Here is a 14,118-nt window from a genome sequence, read left to right on the forward strand (position 1 = left end):
AGACGGCCTTTCAGTCAATAGCTACCGAAAGGCCGTCTGAATGTCTAAACGCGGTTACATACCGCAGGTTTTGGGTTTGTTTGCCAAAATATTGATGACTTTGCGTTCGGTTTTTTGCGGTTCGATTTTAATTTCGCTTTCGTCTTCTTCGCTGCCGTCGGAGAAACGTTCCGGCATTTTTTCGCTGTCAAACGCCAAGTCGCCGCCGTGTTTCAGGCTTTGACCGCGTTCCAAGCCGACAAAGTCGAAAAGTTCGGTATCGGCCAAATGCGATGGAACGACGTTTTGTAGAGCGGAGAACATAGACTCGATACGGCCGGGGAAGCGTTTGTCCCAGTCGCGCAACATATCGCCGATGACTTGGCGTTGCAGGTTGGGCTGAGAGCCGCAGAGGTTGCATGGGATAATTGGGAATTGCTTCAGCTCGGCGTATTTAATCAAGTCCTTCTCTTTGACATACGCGAGAGGACGGATGACGATGTGTTCGCCGTTGTCGCTTACCAGTTTGGGCGGCATGGCTTTGAGTTTGCCGCCGTAAAACATATTCAGGAACATAGTGGCGAGGATGTCGTCGCGGTGGTGTCCCAAGGCGATTTTGGTGCAGCCCAATTCTTTTGCAGTGCGATAGAGGATGCCTCGGCGCAAACGGCTGCACAGTGAACAAGTCGTTTTACCTTCTTCCAATACGCGCTTGACGGTGGAATAAGTGTCTTCTTCAACGATTTTGTAGGGAACGCCGATGCTTTCGAGATAGGTCGGCAATACTTCTTCAGGGAAGCCCGGCTGTTTTTGGTCGAGATTGACGGCGACCAGTTCAAAATCAATCGGCGCGCTGGCTTGAAGCTGGCACAGAATGTCTAAAAGGGCGTAGCTGTCTTTGCCGCCTGAGAGGCAGACCATGATTTTGTCGCCCGGCTCGATCATTTTGAAATCGTTAATGGCATCGCCGACGGCGTGGCGCAGGCGTTTGCTGAGTTTGTTGTTTTCTAATTCTTGCTTGGTTTTTTTGGACATGGCTGTTTGTGCTTTGAAATAATAGAAAAATTTAAGGGCGGTATTGTACCGCAAAAGAATAAAGGTCGTCTGAAAAACTGCGCTTGCTTGGTTGAAGCGGCGTTTTCAGACGGCCTGATATTTGCTCTTTATTTGATTTGAAGGGCGGTAATTTTGATTTCAACCTTCCAGTCGGGAGAAGCCAGTTTCGCCTCCACGCAGGCGCGGGCCGGAGCGCGTTCGGGGGCTGTCCATGCATCCCAGGCTTCGTTCATAGCGGCGTAGTCGTTCATATCGGGCAGATAGATGGTGGCTTCTAAAATATGGGCTTTGTCGGATTGGCATTGTGCGAGCCATGAATCGATTTGCGCCAAAACATTTTCAGTTTGCGCTTTGGCATCGGCTTCAGGATTTTCGGGAACCATGCCGGAGAGGAAAACCAAGCCGTTAGCTACGACGGCTTCCGAATAGCGTTTGCTTGCACCAAGATAGCGGATGTCCATGTTGTCTCCTGATTTCAAAAAGAAGGTATGGTAACATTGCGACTGTTTACGTTCCACATTTAAGAGGGGCCGTCTGAAAAGGATGGCGGGAAACAACCCATGAGTAAAGCAGAATATCCGGTTACGCAGGCAGTACGCTTTTTACGCAGTAAGAAAATCGATTTTGTCCCTTATGTTTACGCATATGAAGAACATGGCGGTACGGCGCGTTTTGCCGAATGTGCGGGCAAGCCCGAGCATCAAGTCATCAAAACGATCGTTTTGCAGGATGAGCATAAAAAAGGCTTGGTTGTTTTAATGCATGGCGACAAACATATTTCCACCCGAAATCTGGCGCGTGAGCTAGGCTTGAAACACATCGAGCCGGCAACAGCGGATCAGGCGGCGAAATGGACTGGATATTTGGTCGGCGGTACATCACCGTTCGGTATGAAAACCGCTTTGCCGGTTTATGTGGAAGAAAGTATTTGGGCTTTGGACGAGATTTTTATCAATGGCGGCAAACGTGGGTTTATCGTGGGCATGAAGCCTGAAAACCTGCGGACGCTCAATCCGCAAAATGTTCATGTTGCAGTGGACGCATAAAGGAGGGGAATATAGATGGAACAAGTAAATTTATACGAAGTTTTGGGCGTGTCTCAGGATGCTGATATCAACGTTATCCGCGAGGCTTACGGCAAATTGGTGGCCAATCCGGATATTCAGAAAGATGCGGAGCGGTTTAAAGCCATCGGACAGGCGTTTGAAGTATTGTCTCATCCGGAAAAACGTCTGGCTTATGATGCGGCTATGCAGTACGAGCGTCAGGGAGTCAAAGACAACAGCTTCAATGATACGGCGGCCAATCATACGGCAAACTATAATACAGAGAGCAATAATATAGAGAGCAATAATATAGAGAGCAATAATACGGCGGCGAATGTGGTCAATACGTCCAATTCCGAAGTGAAAAACTATGTTTTTATTGCTTATGTGACATACGCCTTGGGTCTGTTGATTTTGTTTACACCCGTAATCGGTGTGATTTTGGCGTTTATCAAGCGCGATGAAGCACAAGGCAGTATTTACGCCAGCCATATTGATTGGCTGATTAAGACATTTTGGGTGTCTTTGATTGGTCTGCTTTTAGGACGATTAACTATACTTATCTTAATTGGTTGGTTGATTCTGTTGGTGACTGCCATTTGGTTTATTTACCGTGTAGTCATCGGACTGATTAAACTGAATGAAGATAAGCCCGTCTCCACTCAAGGATGGTTCTAAAGCATGGCATATTTATTGGCAAGTATCGTTTGCAGCGTGTTGGTGTCCGTATTGCTGAAAGTGGCGCGCAAGCAAAAAATCAATATCGAGCAGGCGGTGGCGGTGAACTACATCGTTGCCGTCACTTTGACCATGCTGGTGTTAAAGCCTGATTTGAGCAATCCGCAGGTATTTTTACCGACGTGGTGGCTTTTTGCGGCCTTGGGCATTTTGCTGCCAACCGTATTTGTCATTATGGGTAAATCCGTAGATGCGGCAGGTATCGTCAAATCAGATGCGGCGCAACGCCTCTCGCTGTTTTTACCCATTGTTGCTTCGTTTACGTTGTTTCATGAGCAACTGACCGAAGGCCGTCTGATTGGTTTGGTATTGGCATTTACGGCACTGTTTTTCTTACTTTGGAAAAGCGATGGCGGCATGAAATCCGGCGGCTTCAGCACGCAAGTGATGCTGCTTTTAGGCGTTTGGTGCGGCTATGGCATCATTGATATTTTGTTCAAACAAGTAGCCAAAAGCGGTACCGCGTTTGCCGGTAATTTGCTGGTGGCGTTTTGTTTGGCCGGTATCTTGATGTTTGGCTACCTGTTTGCCAAAGGAAGCAAATGGACCAAAGAGGGTATCTTAGGTGGTATGGTTTTGGGCTGTTTGAACTTCTTGAACATCGTGACTTATATTACGGCACACCAAATCATGAAAGATAATCCGACCTTGGTATTTGCCGGTATGAATATTGGCGTGATTGTTTTGGGTACGCTGATTGGTGCAGCAATATTTAAGGAAAAAATCAGCAGCATTAATGCAGCCGGTATCAGCATTGCTATTTGCTCGATAGCCTGCCTGTTTTACTGGCCGCAGATTCGCAGCTTGCTAGGTTAAAAAATACTCAGGCCGTCTGAAAGTTTTCAGACAGCCTTATTTTTATTATAAAATAGCCATTCATGCGCCGATTTGGCCGTATGGAAATTATTTTACGCTTACGGGCGTTTCTATGTTAAACAAAGAAGTTGAACTCACACAATAATATCGATAGTTACATCATGAAACATATTAAAAAACACATTCAATGCGCCGTTCTCGGCATGCTGGTATTGTCCGGTTGTCAATCTTATCAGGAAGATCAAAGCCGCCGTAGCAAAATGGCTCAATTCGCGCTGAACCATCCCGTAGCCGCCCAAGTTATCGGCATGGAAGACGAAGGTTTAATCAATATGACCAGCAATGCGGCACGTTTTGCCGAGCGTTCAGGTCTGGACGATAAAGCAAACGGCGACAGCAGGGGAACACAGGTCAATGCTGTACGTCAAGCATTGTGGCAGGCGGCGATTGCTTCCAAATTCGACAGCATTATTGCAGAAAAAGCAGGTAATGCGCGTCTGACGGATATGGAGTTGCGTGAAGGTAAAGACGACTACTTCAGCCGCTACCTTGCCGACCAAGCGGTCGATCAACGCAACAACCGTATCGGCCGCAGTATCGGCAGTGCCAAGCCTGACAGCGATATGAAAACGCTGGCGGCAAGCATTTTGTTCTACTACAACAAAGTAGGCTTGTGGACGGCTTCCGAAGTGAAAAACCGTTGGCATATCAAACAGGAAAAACTTTCAGACGGCCAGTATGCCGAGGCATTGAAAAATATCGCCAAATTGGATCAAAACGGCATGACCGAACAGGAACGTAGCGGTTATAAAACCGATACACTCAACGAAATCAAGCGTTCGGTTAAGGCCATGCGTCAAGTCGAAGACTGATTTTAAGACTTCATCATTTAAAGGCAATTATTATGAATTTCCCTCCGCGTTATGTCTCAAACACCCGTATGCGCCGTATGCGTAAAGACGATTTTTCACGTCGCCTGATGCGCGAGCATACTTTGACGGCAGATGATTTGATCTATCCGGTTTTTGTATTGGAAGGTCAGAATCAGGAAGAGGTAGTCCCATCCATGCCCGGCGTCAAACGCCAAAGTTTGGACAAATTGTTGTTTACTGCTGAAGAGGCACTGAATCTCGGTATTCCTATGCTGGCTTTGTTTCCCGTGGTAACACAAAACAAAACCGAGCTTGCGGAGGAAGCTTATAACCCTGAAGGCTTGGTACCGACAGTAGTACGAACACTGCGCGAGAAATTCCCAGAGCTGGGTATCATGACCGACGTTGCCTTGGACCCTTATACCATTCACGGCCAAGACGGTTTAACCGATGAAAATGGCTATGTCCTCAACGATGAAACCATTGAAGTTTTAGTAAAACAGGCTTTGTGTCATGCTGATGCGGGCGCACAAGTCATTGCCCCATCAGATATGATGGACGGGCGTATTCTTGCCATTCGCGAAGCTTTGGAAGATGCCGGACATATCCATACACGCATCATGGCATATTCTGCAAAATATGCTTCAGCATTCTACGGCCCATTCCGCGACGCTGTCGGCAGCTCCGGCAATTTGGGTAAGGCAGACAAGAAAACCTACCAAATGGATCCTGCAAACACTAACGAAGCCTTGCACGAAGTAGCATTGGATATTCAAGAGGGCGCAGATATGGTAATGGTAAAACCGGGTCTGCCGTATCTTGATGTCGTCCGTCGAGTTAAAGATGAGTTCGGCGTACCGACTTATGCTTACCAAGTTTCCGGCGAATATGCCATGCTTCAGGCAGCCATTCAAAACGGTTGGCTTGATGGCGAAAAAACCATTTTGGAAAGCTTATTGGCATTCAAACGCGCCGGCGCCGATGGCATTTTGACTTACTATGCGATTGAAGCGGCAAAATTGTTGAAGAAGTAAAATAAAGAAATAAATCAAAAAGCGGCAAACAGTGTTTATTCTGTTTTGCCGCTTTTTTGTATTACTTAAGATTGGCTCAATCATTATATTTCAGACGGCCTTAACACGGACAGATGTAATAGTTATTAAGATATTTATTGAGATTTAAGCTACTGAATTTCAATTTATGCAATTTGAAATTGATAGTTTGTTTTTAATAATATCGTCTGGTACCTAAGGCTTCCAATACGTTTTCAAGTAACGGCATGGTAACGAAGGATAGTATTAAGGAAGATACGATGCTTATCAAAATAATCTTATTTAAAAATTGAGCATATTGAGTTTTTGAAAAAGCCAAAGCCACAGCAATAATGAAATACAGTAATGTCATGAAAGGTGGGAACGCCAAGTAGTAAAAAGCAGCACCGCATATCACGCCGGATAGGACGATTTTGCTTAATTTGGATAGTTTCTCAAACTCAAGAGGAACGATAACTAGTGAAAGCACAAATGGTTTAAAAAATAGATAATTCATTTGTGTAAATAGTGGATCAAATGCCCAATATTCTTTTATGCGGACGTATTTCAAAAAAATAAAGGTCTGTAGGAATATGAATAGTAATACACCATAGAAAATAACTTGTTTTCCAAGCTGCTTCTTAGAGTAGAATCCAGCAAGCCTGATAAAGGCAATGACAGCTGCAACTAAGCATAGACCCATTAGGAGGAAAAGGATAAATCCCATTTTTTTCTCTATTCATTATAAATATCGGTGGATTGAATTTTTAGTTTTCTTTAGAGCCTGACTAAGGTTTATTTTTTGAAAATCTAAAAAAATCTTGTATAGTAATTTTGACCAAATAAAGGTCGTCTGAAAAATAGCCTACTGATTTTTCAGACTAAGTAGCCTAGAAGGTGATCCGAATGTCCAATTATCGAATATTCAAGGAGGAAAAGGGGAAATAAAGGGGAGATTTGGAACAAAAACAGCTGAAATCCTGTATTTGGATCTCAGCTGTTGGGTAGAGTTTTTGCCCAGGCATAGACTTATTGATCCAATCGGATTGACTTACCTTTTATTCTGGTGCAAATACCTCCATCCTCTCCACATCGCATCAGTTTACCATTGTCAATAGCTTTATTAATTTCCTCAACCCATTCTATACGTTTTATCTGGGTATTAGCCAGTTGAATAGAATAAACTATTGTACCTAAACATAATAGAGCAGTTAGGCAAAATAGAGTGATTGATGCTATTACCAAATATTTTAAATTTTTAGCTGATTGCTGCTGCTGTTTTTCAATTTCACGAGAATTTTCGAGCAACCATCTTCCACTTGTCTCCATCCTTTCGGTAAATTTATCTACTGACTGATTTAAACCACGATGTACTTCTTCTGCGGCTGTTTGCTTAATAGTATCTGCTGAGTGGTTCAAATTGGTAGTTGCTGTATTCAATTCTTGGAATGCTTGTGAAATTAATAGTTCAGCATTTTTTGCCCGCTTTTCCGTTTGCCCAGCTAAAGCAATAATATTATCAGTCAGATAATCAATTTTTTGGTCCAGATCCATATGCTTTCCTTAGCTTCGGGATATACCTGAAGCCCTTGATTGCTCTTCAGCCAATCTCATACTTTCCTGCTCCTGAAACATTTTTTCCGTATTTTGTTGTAAACCTCGATTAATGTTGGAAGCAAGTAGACTGTCTAGCGAATGTTGCATTGTTTTGTCGTCTGCTAATAATGCTGCAAAACCGTATTCACGGAATTCTTTAGAGGAAGCATTTGAAGCTAAAGGTTTGCTAAGATCAAGTTTATTTGCATCAGCATAAATAGTTTTATCGCTATGAGGATGTTTACCCTTATCTTGCATAAGATGCATTGACCGACTATCGAATATAGATTTTGGAGTAGGCGCACTATTAATAAACTCCTTAATCTTTTCCTGATCTCTATCAAATTTTTCTGTCATGTTACGTATGATTTTCATTTTTTCGAAAAGATTGGCATTCGCAAAACTGGCTGCAGCAAATAAAGTTTTTGCGGTAGCTACATCACCTCGATAGTCTGAAATCATAAATTTATTTGCTTCCGCTAGTTGGCGAGCACGAGTGTAATTATGTTCAGAAAGGATCGAATCTTTACCCACAAAATGATCAGATGAATGAGCTTTATATGATCTTGCTGCTGCAGTCACCGCATGGTAAGCAGACGTATTGCTGTTATTGTTATAGTCAGATTTTTTTAAAGGGGCAAGGTCGTCTTGTTCGGCTAGAATAATAACTTTACCGTAATGCGGATTAGCAGCAGAAACGGCATCTGCAGCTTTAACGTAATTGATCACATCACCATTACCCTGTCGTACACCATGCATACGGACAGCGCCATACGCATTAAAGGTCACTCCTTCATGGCCAAAGCGGTATGTTTGAATTTGAACGTGTGTCCCACCGAGTGAGTGTCCGGTATGAGTAACAGAAGGTTTGGGTAGATATGGGCGATTACGATGAAACTCTTCTGCTTTTGAAATAGCCATGCGTGTTAGTTTTTCTGCATCGGCTGATTGATTATTCATACTCCGGGTAACCATTTTTAAGTCTGTATACACATCACTCAAATCATTAAGACTGATTAAGGTTCCTCGATGGGCAGCGATAAAGTCATTGGTACGGACATCTTGATATACAGCACCATAATATCCAGTTTTCGGATTATTCCATACAGCAGCTACTTTATATTCATTACCTCCGATTCTAATAGTTTCATTTCCTTTGGTAACGGAGCGTGTGATATAAGCATCTACAGCCAAATCGGCATGTTGTTGTCTAGTAATTTCACTCATGGTTGAATTTCCTCTAAAGAAACGGTAATGCTGAATTTTTCTTTGTCTTGATCTGGATTATATAGCTCTGAGGGTGTTATGCCGTAATGAGTAGGATCATCAATATAAATGGTACCGTCTTCTTTTTTTGAAAAAGGATATGGTCGTGTTGAGAAATATTGTGTTAGTGTTTTTTTACTCAGTAGCTTTTCCAATATATCGCTAAAATTGAATCTAGTTTCTTCCGGTTTACCCGTTGCTGATAGTGAAAAACCAAATCCTTCAGGGTTCCAGTGACAAACTCCGTTGCCAAAGTAATCTTCATTTAAAACAGCATCTGCATATACAATGGATTCATATTCAAACTCATTGATTTGATGGATATCAAACTGCACATTTTTTTCAGGATGGGCGGGAGCTCCTTCAATTTTATTGATGATATATGTGCAATCCTCAGCTTTATAGCCAACGCCCATCTTTCCCATGAGTTTTAAGGGGCCTGGCGCATCATTGATTTTAATCTTGAGGCGGTATGCCTGCTTAGGCTGAGGATTTAAATGAAATTTGGCTTCTGTCTCTTGTTGAATACTCATATTGTTCTCCGAATTACTACAAGCACTTATACTGGAAATTGAAAGTAGGGTTGCAGTCAATAATACGGTCATCGGTTTCATTAGGTTATCCTATTAGAATAGAGGGATAGTCCGAAGACTGGTGCAGATGGCTTTTTATTTTACACGAATAAACTAGTGAATCAACATATTAATCATTTTGGACATTTCTTTATTGTTGGGAGAAGGTATTTTTAAGAAGCCTTTGATAGGAAATTATTGTTTTGTGGCCACACTTATTTATAATAATAGGTTTATCGAGTATAGATAAAATGCTGATACCTTTATAAAACAGCCTTTTCCTATCAATAGCCCAAAAATGTTTGAGTTCCGGTTATTGATAGGAAAAGGCTGTTTTATAAAGGTATCAAATATTTACATCTTAGTGGTGGCTACACCCGCCATGGGTCTCACGCAAAGCTTCGGCTGCTTGTTCGTCTGCGTGGTAGCTGGAACGAACCATTGCGCCGATGGCGGCATTGGTAAAGCCCAATTCGTATGCTTCTTTTTCAAAAACTTTAAATTGGTCAGGCGTTACATAGCGCAAGACGGGCAAGTGGCCGTCTGAAGGTTGCAGATATTGGCCGATGGTAATCATCTCGATATTGTTGGCACGCATATCGCGCATGATTTCGCGCACGTCCTCGTCTGTTTCGCCCAAGCCGACCATGATGCCGGACTTGGTTGGGATATGGGGCATCATTTCTTTGTAGCGGCGCAGAAGCTCGAGGGAGTGTTGGTAGTTGGCACCCGGACGGGCTTTTTTATACAGGCTTGGATGGGTTTCCAAGTTGTGGTTCATCACGTCGGGCGGTGTTTCTGCCAAGATTTCCAGTGCGATGTCTAGACGGCCGCGGAAATCGGGAACGAGGATTTCGATTTTGGTATTCGGACTGGTTTCGCGGATGGCTTTAATGCAGTCGGCGAAATGTTGTGCGCCACCATCACGCAGGTCGTCACGGTCGACGGAAGTGATCACGACATAGCGCAGGTTCATGGATTTGACGGATTCGGCCAAGTGTTTAGGTTCGTCGGGATCCAACATATTGGGGCGGCCATGACCAACGTCGCAGAACGGGCAGCGGCGGGTACAAATATCACCCATAATCATGAATGTGGCCGTACCTTTGGTAAAGCATTCGCTGATATTTGGACAAGATGCTTCTTCGCACACAGTATGCATTTTTTGTTCGCGAAGAATATTTTTGATTTCAAAGAATTTCTTGCCTGGTAATTTGGCGCGAATCCATTCAGGCTTTTTCAATTTTTGTTCCAATGGAACAACTTTAATCGGAATACGTGCAGTTTTGTCTGCGCCTTTCAGTTTGATGCCGCGTTTGGGGTCGTTTTTTACTTCTTCACTCATGGTGATGTGTTCTTTCTGTCGTTATAAAGGCCGTCTGAAAAGCTGATTGCGGCCTTTATGGCCTAAGGGCTTGTGGGTTCAGAGGGGCTGTTAAAGGATGGCGTTGGAGCTGAATATTTTCAGACGGCCTTATGCCAGCTCTTTTTGTAAATGCTTGGTCAGTTTGTCTGAAACTTCTGCCAAACTGGGTGCCGGAGAGACATAGTCGGCAATTTGGGTCATTTCCATACCGGCATAACCGCAGGGGTTGATATGGGTAAACGGACTTAAATCCATGTTCACGTTGAGGGCCAAGCCGTGGTAAACGGAGCCGTCTTTAATACGCAGGCCAAGGGAAGCGATTTTACGCTCGCCGACGTAAACGCCGGGACGTTTGGGGTCGGCGGTTGCTTCGATGCCATATTCTGCCAAGGTGGCGATGATGCTGTTTTCAAGTGCGGAAACAATATGGCGGACGCTGGTTTTACGGCGTTTGAAATTGATCATCGTATAGACGACCAGTTGACCGGGACCGTGATAGGTAATTTGACCGCCTCTGTCAATTTGGACAACGGGAATATCGTCGCGGATGAGGAGGTGTTCGGGCTTACCGGCCAAGCCTTGGGTAAATACGGGCGGATGTTCGACCACCCATAATTCGTCTTCGGTATTTTCGTCACGCGAGGCATTAAATGCCTTCATGGCTTCGAAAGTCGGCAGGTAATCGACCAAGCCTTTGTGCACGATTTTCATTACAGCACCACTTTTACCAATTCGTGTGAAGTCAGGTCGCGGTAGATATTGTCGAGCTGCTCTTGGTTGTCGACATTTACTTTGACGGTTGCGCCGGTGTAGTTGCCTTTGCTGCTTGGGCGCGTAGTGATGTGGTGCGGCTCGGTATCGGGAGCGTGTTTGCGCACGGTTTCCAAGATGGCGGATTCAAATTCGGGATGAACTACGCCCATAACTTTCAAGGGGAAAGTGCAGGGGAATTCAATCAGTGATTTTTTTTCAGTTGAGTCTGTCATGGTTTACTGCCTTGTTTGGTTTACTAGGGCCGTCTGAAAAGTTTTCAGACGGCCCGAAATCCGATATATTTTATCGTAAACGTCCATATCGGGCTATTAAAATTAAAAATGATGTTTTCGAAAATAGGTGCGGATAAGCTGTTTTCAAGTCTTGAAATGCAGCGCTTCAGCCCAATTTTGAGCTACATTCTGATTTAACAATGATTGAGATTTCTAACTATGCCGACAAAAGACAAATATTTCGAGGAATACAGTGCGCTGGCTACCTTGCCTTTACGCGATGTCGTGGTGTATCCGCATATGGTATTGCCGCTGTTCGTCGGTCGTCCTAAATCGATTGCGGCCCTTGAGGCGGCAATGGCCAATGATGATCCGGTTTTCCTGTTGGCCCAGCTTGACCCTAATACAGAAGACCCTAAAGCTGAAGATTTGCACCAGACCGGTACGGTCGCCCAAGTTTTGCAGGTTTTGAAGCTGCCTGACGGTACGGTTAAAGTATTGGTAGAAGGTATCCGTCGTGCGCGTGCATTGACGGTTGATGAAACAGGCGGATTGTTTTTGTCCCATGTTGAGGCGATTGATGAGAATAGCGACAAGGACAATCCTGAAATTGAGGCCTTGCGCCGTACTCTGCTGACTCAATTTGAGCAATATGCGAAGTTGAACAAAAAAATCCCTGCCGAAGTCATCAGCACCATCAGCAGTATTGATGACAACAGCCGCCTTGCAGATACCATTGCCGCGCATTTGCAGCTGAAATTGGAGCAACGTCAATATGTATTGGAGATTGCCGGCATTGTTGACCGTTTGGAATTTCTGCTGGCGCAGTTGGAAGCCGAACTCGACATCATGCAGGTTGAGAAGCGCATCCGTGGCCGCGTGAAACGTCAAATGGAAAAATCCCAACGCGAGTATTACTTAAATGAGCAAGTGAAAGCGATTCAGAAAGAGTTGGGCGAAGAAGACGAGCGCGGCGAACTGGATGCGCTGGAGAACAAAATCAAAGAAGCAGGCATGAGCAAAGATGCTGAAGAAAAATGTCTGTCTGAATTGAAAAAACTGAAAATGATGCCGCCGATGTCTGCGGAATCGACCGTCGTGCGCAACTATATCGATACTTTGCTTGAGTTGCCGTGGAAGAAAAAATCCCGTGTCAGCAAAGATATTGCCAAGGCTGATTTGATTTTGAATGCCGATCACTATGGTTTGGAAAAAGTCAAAGAGCGCATTTTGGAATATTTGGCCGTTCAAAAACGTATGGACAAGCTCAAAGGCCCGATTTTGTGTCTGGTTGGCCCTCCGGGTGTGGGTAAAACTTCCTTGGGTGAATCGATTGCCAAAGCCACAGGCCGCCAATATGTGCGTATGGCCTTGGGCGGCGTGCGTGATGAAAGCGAAATCCGCGGCCACCGCCGTACTTATATCGGCTCTATGCCGGGCAAAATCCTGCAAAACATGGTGAAAGCAGGTGTGAAAAATCCATTATTCCTGCTTGATGAAATCGACAAGATGGGTAGCGATTTCCGCGGCGATCCGGCCAGTGCATTGCTTGAGGTGTTGGATCCTGAGCAGAACAACAAGTTTGCCGACCACTATGCCGAAGTCGATTATGATTTGAGCGATGTGATGTTTATTGCCACTTCAAACAGCTTGAATATCCCGACTCCGCTGCTTGACCGTATGGAAATCATCCGTCTGTCCGGTTATACGGAAGACGAAAAAATCAATATTGCCATGCAATACCTTGTGCCGAAACAAATGAAGCGCAATGGAGTGAAAGAGGGCGAGTTGGTGGTTGATGAGAGTGCAGTGCGCGATATTATCCGTTACTACACCCGCGAGGCCGGTGTCCGCTCGTTGGATCGCGAAATTGCCAAAATCTGCCGCAAAGTGGTAATGCAGGTTACTTTGAATGAGGACAAGAAAAAAGCGTCCAAATCCAAAACAGTAAGCAAGGCCAAGCCTAAAGCGATTAAAGTTACTGAGAAAAATCTGCATGACTATCTGGGCGTGCGCCGTTTCGACTATGGTGTGGCTGAAAGCGAAAACCGTATCGGCCAGGTAACCGGTTTGGCTTGGACCGAAGTCGGTGGTGAGTTGTTGACTGTTGAGGCGGTTGCTTTGCCGGGCAAAGGTACGATTCAATGTACCGGCCAACTGGGCGATGTCATGAAAGAATCGGTATCGGCTGCATGGTCGGTTGTCCGTTCCCGTGCTGAGTCAGTGGGTTTGGCTCCTGATTTTTACGAGAAAAAAGACATTCACGTCCATGTGCCTGAAGGTGCGACGCCGAAAGACGGTCCGAGCGCAGGTATCGCCATGACTTTGGCGATGGTTTCTGCCTTCACCAAAATTCCGGTGCGTGCAGACGTGGCGATGACCGGCGAAATCACTTTGCGTGGCGAAGTTTTGCCTATCGGCGGTTTGAAAGAAAAACTGCTGGCTGCTTTGCGCGGCGGGATCAAGCATGTATTGATTCCAAAAGACAACGTCAAAGATTTGGAAGAAATCCCTGAAAATGTCAAAACCGGTCTGACCATTCATCCGGTCAAATGGATTGATGAAGTGTTGGCTTTGGGCTTGGAAACTCAGCCTGAGCAATGGGCGGCTGAATTGGCGGTTGCCGAGACCCCGCAAACTTCTAAGGCGAAGTCAAGAACAAAAGCAACCAAGCATTAAGTTGGCCGTCTGATGTTGCAAAAAATGTGGTTTTGCCCTGAATGCCACAAAAATAGGGTAATTCCACATCTTTTACTTGACATGATAATTTCAGAATTGCTATAAAGTGCGTATG

General features: G+C 44.7%; 15 protein-coding genes. 6 read left to right on the forward strand and 9 right to left on the reverse strand.

Features of this window, described 5'->3' with window-relative positions:
- Positions 1 to 54: 54 nt before the first annotated feature.
- Together ttcA and HMPREF2872_RS02730 are read right to left on the reverse strand one after the other, a co-directional pair.
- Positions 55 to 1,014, reverse strand: coding sequence for a tRNA 2-thiocytidine(32) synthetase TtcA (gene ttcA, locus HMPREF2872_RS02725; RefSeq protein ID WP_070631026.1), 960 nt, complete (start codon positions 1,012 to 1,014; stop codon positions 55 to 57).
- 128 nt (positions 1,015 to 1,142) lie between these two features.
- Complete coding sequence (locus HMPREF2872_RS02730; protein ID WP_003683286.1) at positions 1,143 to 1,496, reverse strand: RidA family protein; 354 nt, start codon at positions 1,494 to 1,496, stop codon at positions 1,143 to 1,145.
- A gap of 99 nt (positions 1,497 to 1,595) precedes the next feature.
- On the opposite strand from HMPREF2872_RS02730, the gene ybaK reads away from it, so the two are divergent.
- The 5 genes from ybaK to hemB all read left to right on the forward strand — a co-directional run bounded on the left by ybaK (position 1,596) and on the right by hemB (position 5,541).
- Positions 1,596 to 2,081 (forward strand): Cys-tRNA(Pro) deacylase, encoded by a 486-nt coding sequence (gene ybaK, locus HMPREF2872_RS02735; RefSeq protein ID WP_036490736.1) that lies wholly within the window; start codon positions 1,596 to 1,598, stop codon positions 2,079 to 2,081.
- Positions 2,082 to 2,096: 15 nt separating this feature from the next.
- The gene (locus tag HMPREF2872_RS02740) at positions 2,097 to 2,759 is read left to right on the forward strand and encodes a DnaJ domain-containing protein (RefSeq protein ID WP_070631028.1); all 663 of its coding nucleotides are present in this window, start codon (positions 2,097 to 2,099) and stop codon (positions 2,757 to 2,759) included.
- Positions 2,760 to 2,762: 3 nt separating this feature from the next.
- Entirely contained in the window at positions 2,763 to 3,635 is an 873-nt protein-coding gene (locus HMPREF2872_RS02745; protein ID WP_070631030.1) for a DMT family transporter, read from the forward strand.
- A gap of 161 nt (positions 3,636 to 3,796) precedes the next feature.
- Positions 3,797 to 4,507 carry a DUF6973 domain-containing protein gene (locus tag HMPREF2872_RS02750; protein WP_070631032.1) on the forward strand — a complete coding sequence of 237 codons (711 nt, stop codon included), beginning with the start codon at positions 3,797 to 3,799 and terminating at the stop codon, positions 4,505 to 4,507.
- A 32-nt stretch (positions 4,508 to 4,539) separates the two neighbouring features.
- A complete protein-coding gene (gene hemB, locus HMPREF2872_RS02755) occupies positions 4,540 to 5,541 on the forward strand; it encodes a porphobilinogen synthase (protein WP_070631034.1) in 1,002 nt (333 codons plus the stop codon).
- Positions 5,542 to 5,734: 193 nt separating this feature from the next.
- Here hemB and HMPREF2872_RS02760 read toward each other — a convergent pair whose 3' ends face one another.
- The 7 genes from HMPREF2872_RS02760 to HMPREF2872_RS02790 form a co-directional block, all read right to left on the reverse strand.
- Entirely contained in the window at positions 5,735 to 6,265 is a 531-nt protein-coding gene (locus HMPREF2872_RS02760) for a hypothetical protein (RefSeq protein ID WP_070631038.1), read from the reverse strand.
- 302 nt (positions 6,266 to 6,567) lie between these two features.
- Positions 6,568 to 7,092 carry a hypothetical protein gene (locus HMPREF2872_RS02765; RefSeq protein WP_070631041.1) on the reverse strand — a complete coding sequence of 175 codons (525 nt, stop codon included), beginning with the start codon at positions 7,090 to 7,092 and terminating at the stop codon, positions 6,568 to 6,570.
- A gap of 9 nt (positions 7,093 to 7,101) precedes the next feature.
- Positions 7,102 to 8,361 carry a hypothetical protein gene (locus tag HMPREF2872_RS02770; RefSeq protein ID WP_070631042.1) on the reverse strand — a complete coding sequence of 420 codons (1,260 nt, stop codon included), beginning with the start codon at positions 8,359 to 8,361 and terminating at the stop codon, positions 7,102 to 7,104.
- Positions 8,358 to 8,933 (reverse strand): hypothetical protein, encoded by a 576-nt coding sequence (locus HMPREF2872_RS02775; RefSeq protein WP_283118969.1) that lies wholly within the window; start codon positions 8,931 to 8,933, stop codon positions 8,358 to 8,360. The genes HMPREF2872_RS02770 and HMPREF2872_RS02775 overlap by 4 nt, the downstream gene beginning before the upstream one ends.
- A 400-nt stretch (positions 8,934 to 9,333) precedes the next feature.
- Complete coding sequence (gene lipA / locus HMPREF2872_RS02780; protein WP_003683323.1) at positions 9,334 to 10,317, reverse strand: lipoyl synthase; 984 nt, start codon at positions 10,315 to 10,317, stop codon at positions 9,334 to 9,336.
- A 129-nt stretch (positions 10,318 to 10,446) separates the two neighbouring features.
- Entirely contained in the window at positions 10,447 to 11,049 is a 603-nt protein-coding gene (gene lipB / locus HMPREF2872_RS02785; protein ID WP_070631046.1) for a lipoyl(octanoyl) transferase LipB, read from the reverse strand.
- Positions 11,049 to 11,324, reverse strand: coding sequence for an HP0495 family protein (locus tag HMPREF2872_RS02790; RefSeq protein ID WP_003683543.1), 276 nt, complete (start codon positions 11,322 to 11,324; stop codon positions 11,049 to 11,051). Before HMPREF2872_RS02790 ends, lipB begins: the two co-directional genes overlap by 1 nt.
- Positions 11,325 to 11,543: 219 nt before the next feature.
- Here HMPREF2872_RS02790 and lon point away from each other — a divergent pair, with 219 nt between their 5' ends.
- Positions 11,544 to 14,003, forward strand: coding sequence for an endopeptidase La (lon, locus tag HMPREF2872_RS02795; RefSeq protein ID WP_070631048.1), 2,460 nt, complete (start codon positions 11,544 to 11,546; stop codon positions 14,001 to 14,003).
- The last annotated feature ends 115 nt before the right edge of the window (positions 14,004 to 14,118 follow it).

Source organism: Neisseria sp. HMSC069H12 (genome assembly GCF_001812735.1).
GTDB lineage: Bacteria > Pseudomonadota > Gammaproteobacteria > Burkholderiales > Neisseriaceae > Neisseria > Neisseria subflava.

Excerpts from the sequence above, each read along its gene's own strand:
- ttcA (WP_070631026.1), bottom strand. The coding sequence starts at position 1,014 with ATGTCCAAAAAAACCAAGCAAGAATTAGAAAACAACAAACTCAGCAAA.
- HMPREF2872_RS02730 (WP_003683286.1), bottom strand. The coding sequence starts at position 1,496 with ATGGACATCCGCTATCTTGGTGCAAGCAAACGCTATTCGGAAGCCGTC.
- ybaK (WP_036490736.1), top strand. The coding sequence starts at position 1,596 with ATGAGTAAAGCAGAATATCCGGTTACGCAGGCAGTACGCTTTTTACGC.
- HMPREF2872_RS02740 (WP_070631028.1), top strand. The coding sequence starts at position 2,097 with ATGGAACAAGTAAATTTATACGAAGTTTTGGGCGTGTCTCAGGATGCT.
- HMPREF2872_RS02745 (WP_070631030.1), top strand. The coding sequence starts at position 2,763 with ATGGCATATTTATTGGCAAGTATCGTTTGCAGCGTGTTGGTGTCCGTA.
- HMPREF2872_RS02750 (WP_070631032.1), top strand. The coding sequence starts at position 3,797 with ATGAAACATATTAAAAAACACATTCAATGCGCCGTTCTCGGCATGCTG.
- hemB (WP_070631034.1), top strand. The coding sequence starts at position 4,540 with ATGAATTTCCCTCCGCGTTATGTCTCAAACACCCGTATGCGCCGTATG.
- HMPREF2872_RS02760 (WP_070631038.1), bottom strand. The coding sequence starts at position 6,265 with ATGGGATTTATCCTTTTCCTCCTAATGGGTCTATGCTTAGTTGCAGCT.
- HMPREF2872_RS02765 (WP_070631041.1), bottom strand. The coding sequence starts at position 7,092 with ATGGATCTGGACCAAAAAATTGATTATCTGACTGATAATATTATTGCT.
- HMPREF2872_RS02770 (WP_070631042.1), bottom strand. The coding sequence starts at position 8,361 with ATGAGTGAAATTACTAGACAACAACATGCCGATTTGGCTGTAGATGCT.
- HMPREF2872_RS02775 (WP_283118969.1), bottom strand. The coding sequence starts at position 8,933 with ATGAGTATTCAACAAGAGACAGAAGCCAAATTTCATTTAAATCCTCAG.
- lipA (WP_003683323.1), bottom strand. The coding sequence starts at position 10,317 with ATGAGTGAAGAAGTAAAAAACGACCCCAAACGCGGCATCAAACTGAAA.
- lipB (WP_070631046.1), bottom strand. The coding sequence starts at position 11,049 with ATGAAAATCGTGCACAAAGGCTTGGTCGATTACCTGCCGACTTTCGAA.
- HMPREF2872_RS02790 (WP_003683543.1), bottom strand. The coding sequence starts at position 11,324 with ATGACAGACTCAACTGAAAAAAAATCACTGATTGAATTCCCCTGCACT.
- lon (WP_070631048.1), top strand. The coding sequence starts at position 11,544 with ATGCCGACAAAAGACAAATATTTCGAGGAATACAGTGCGCTGGCTACC.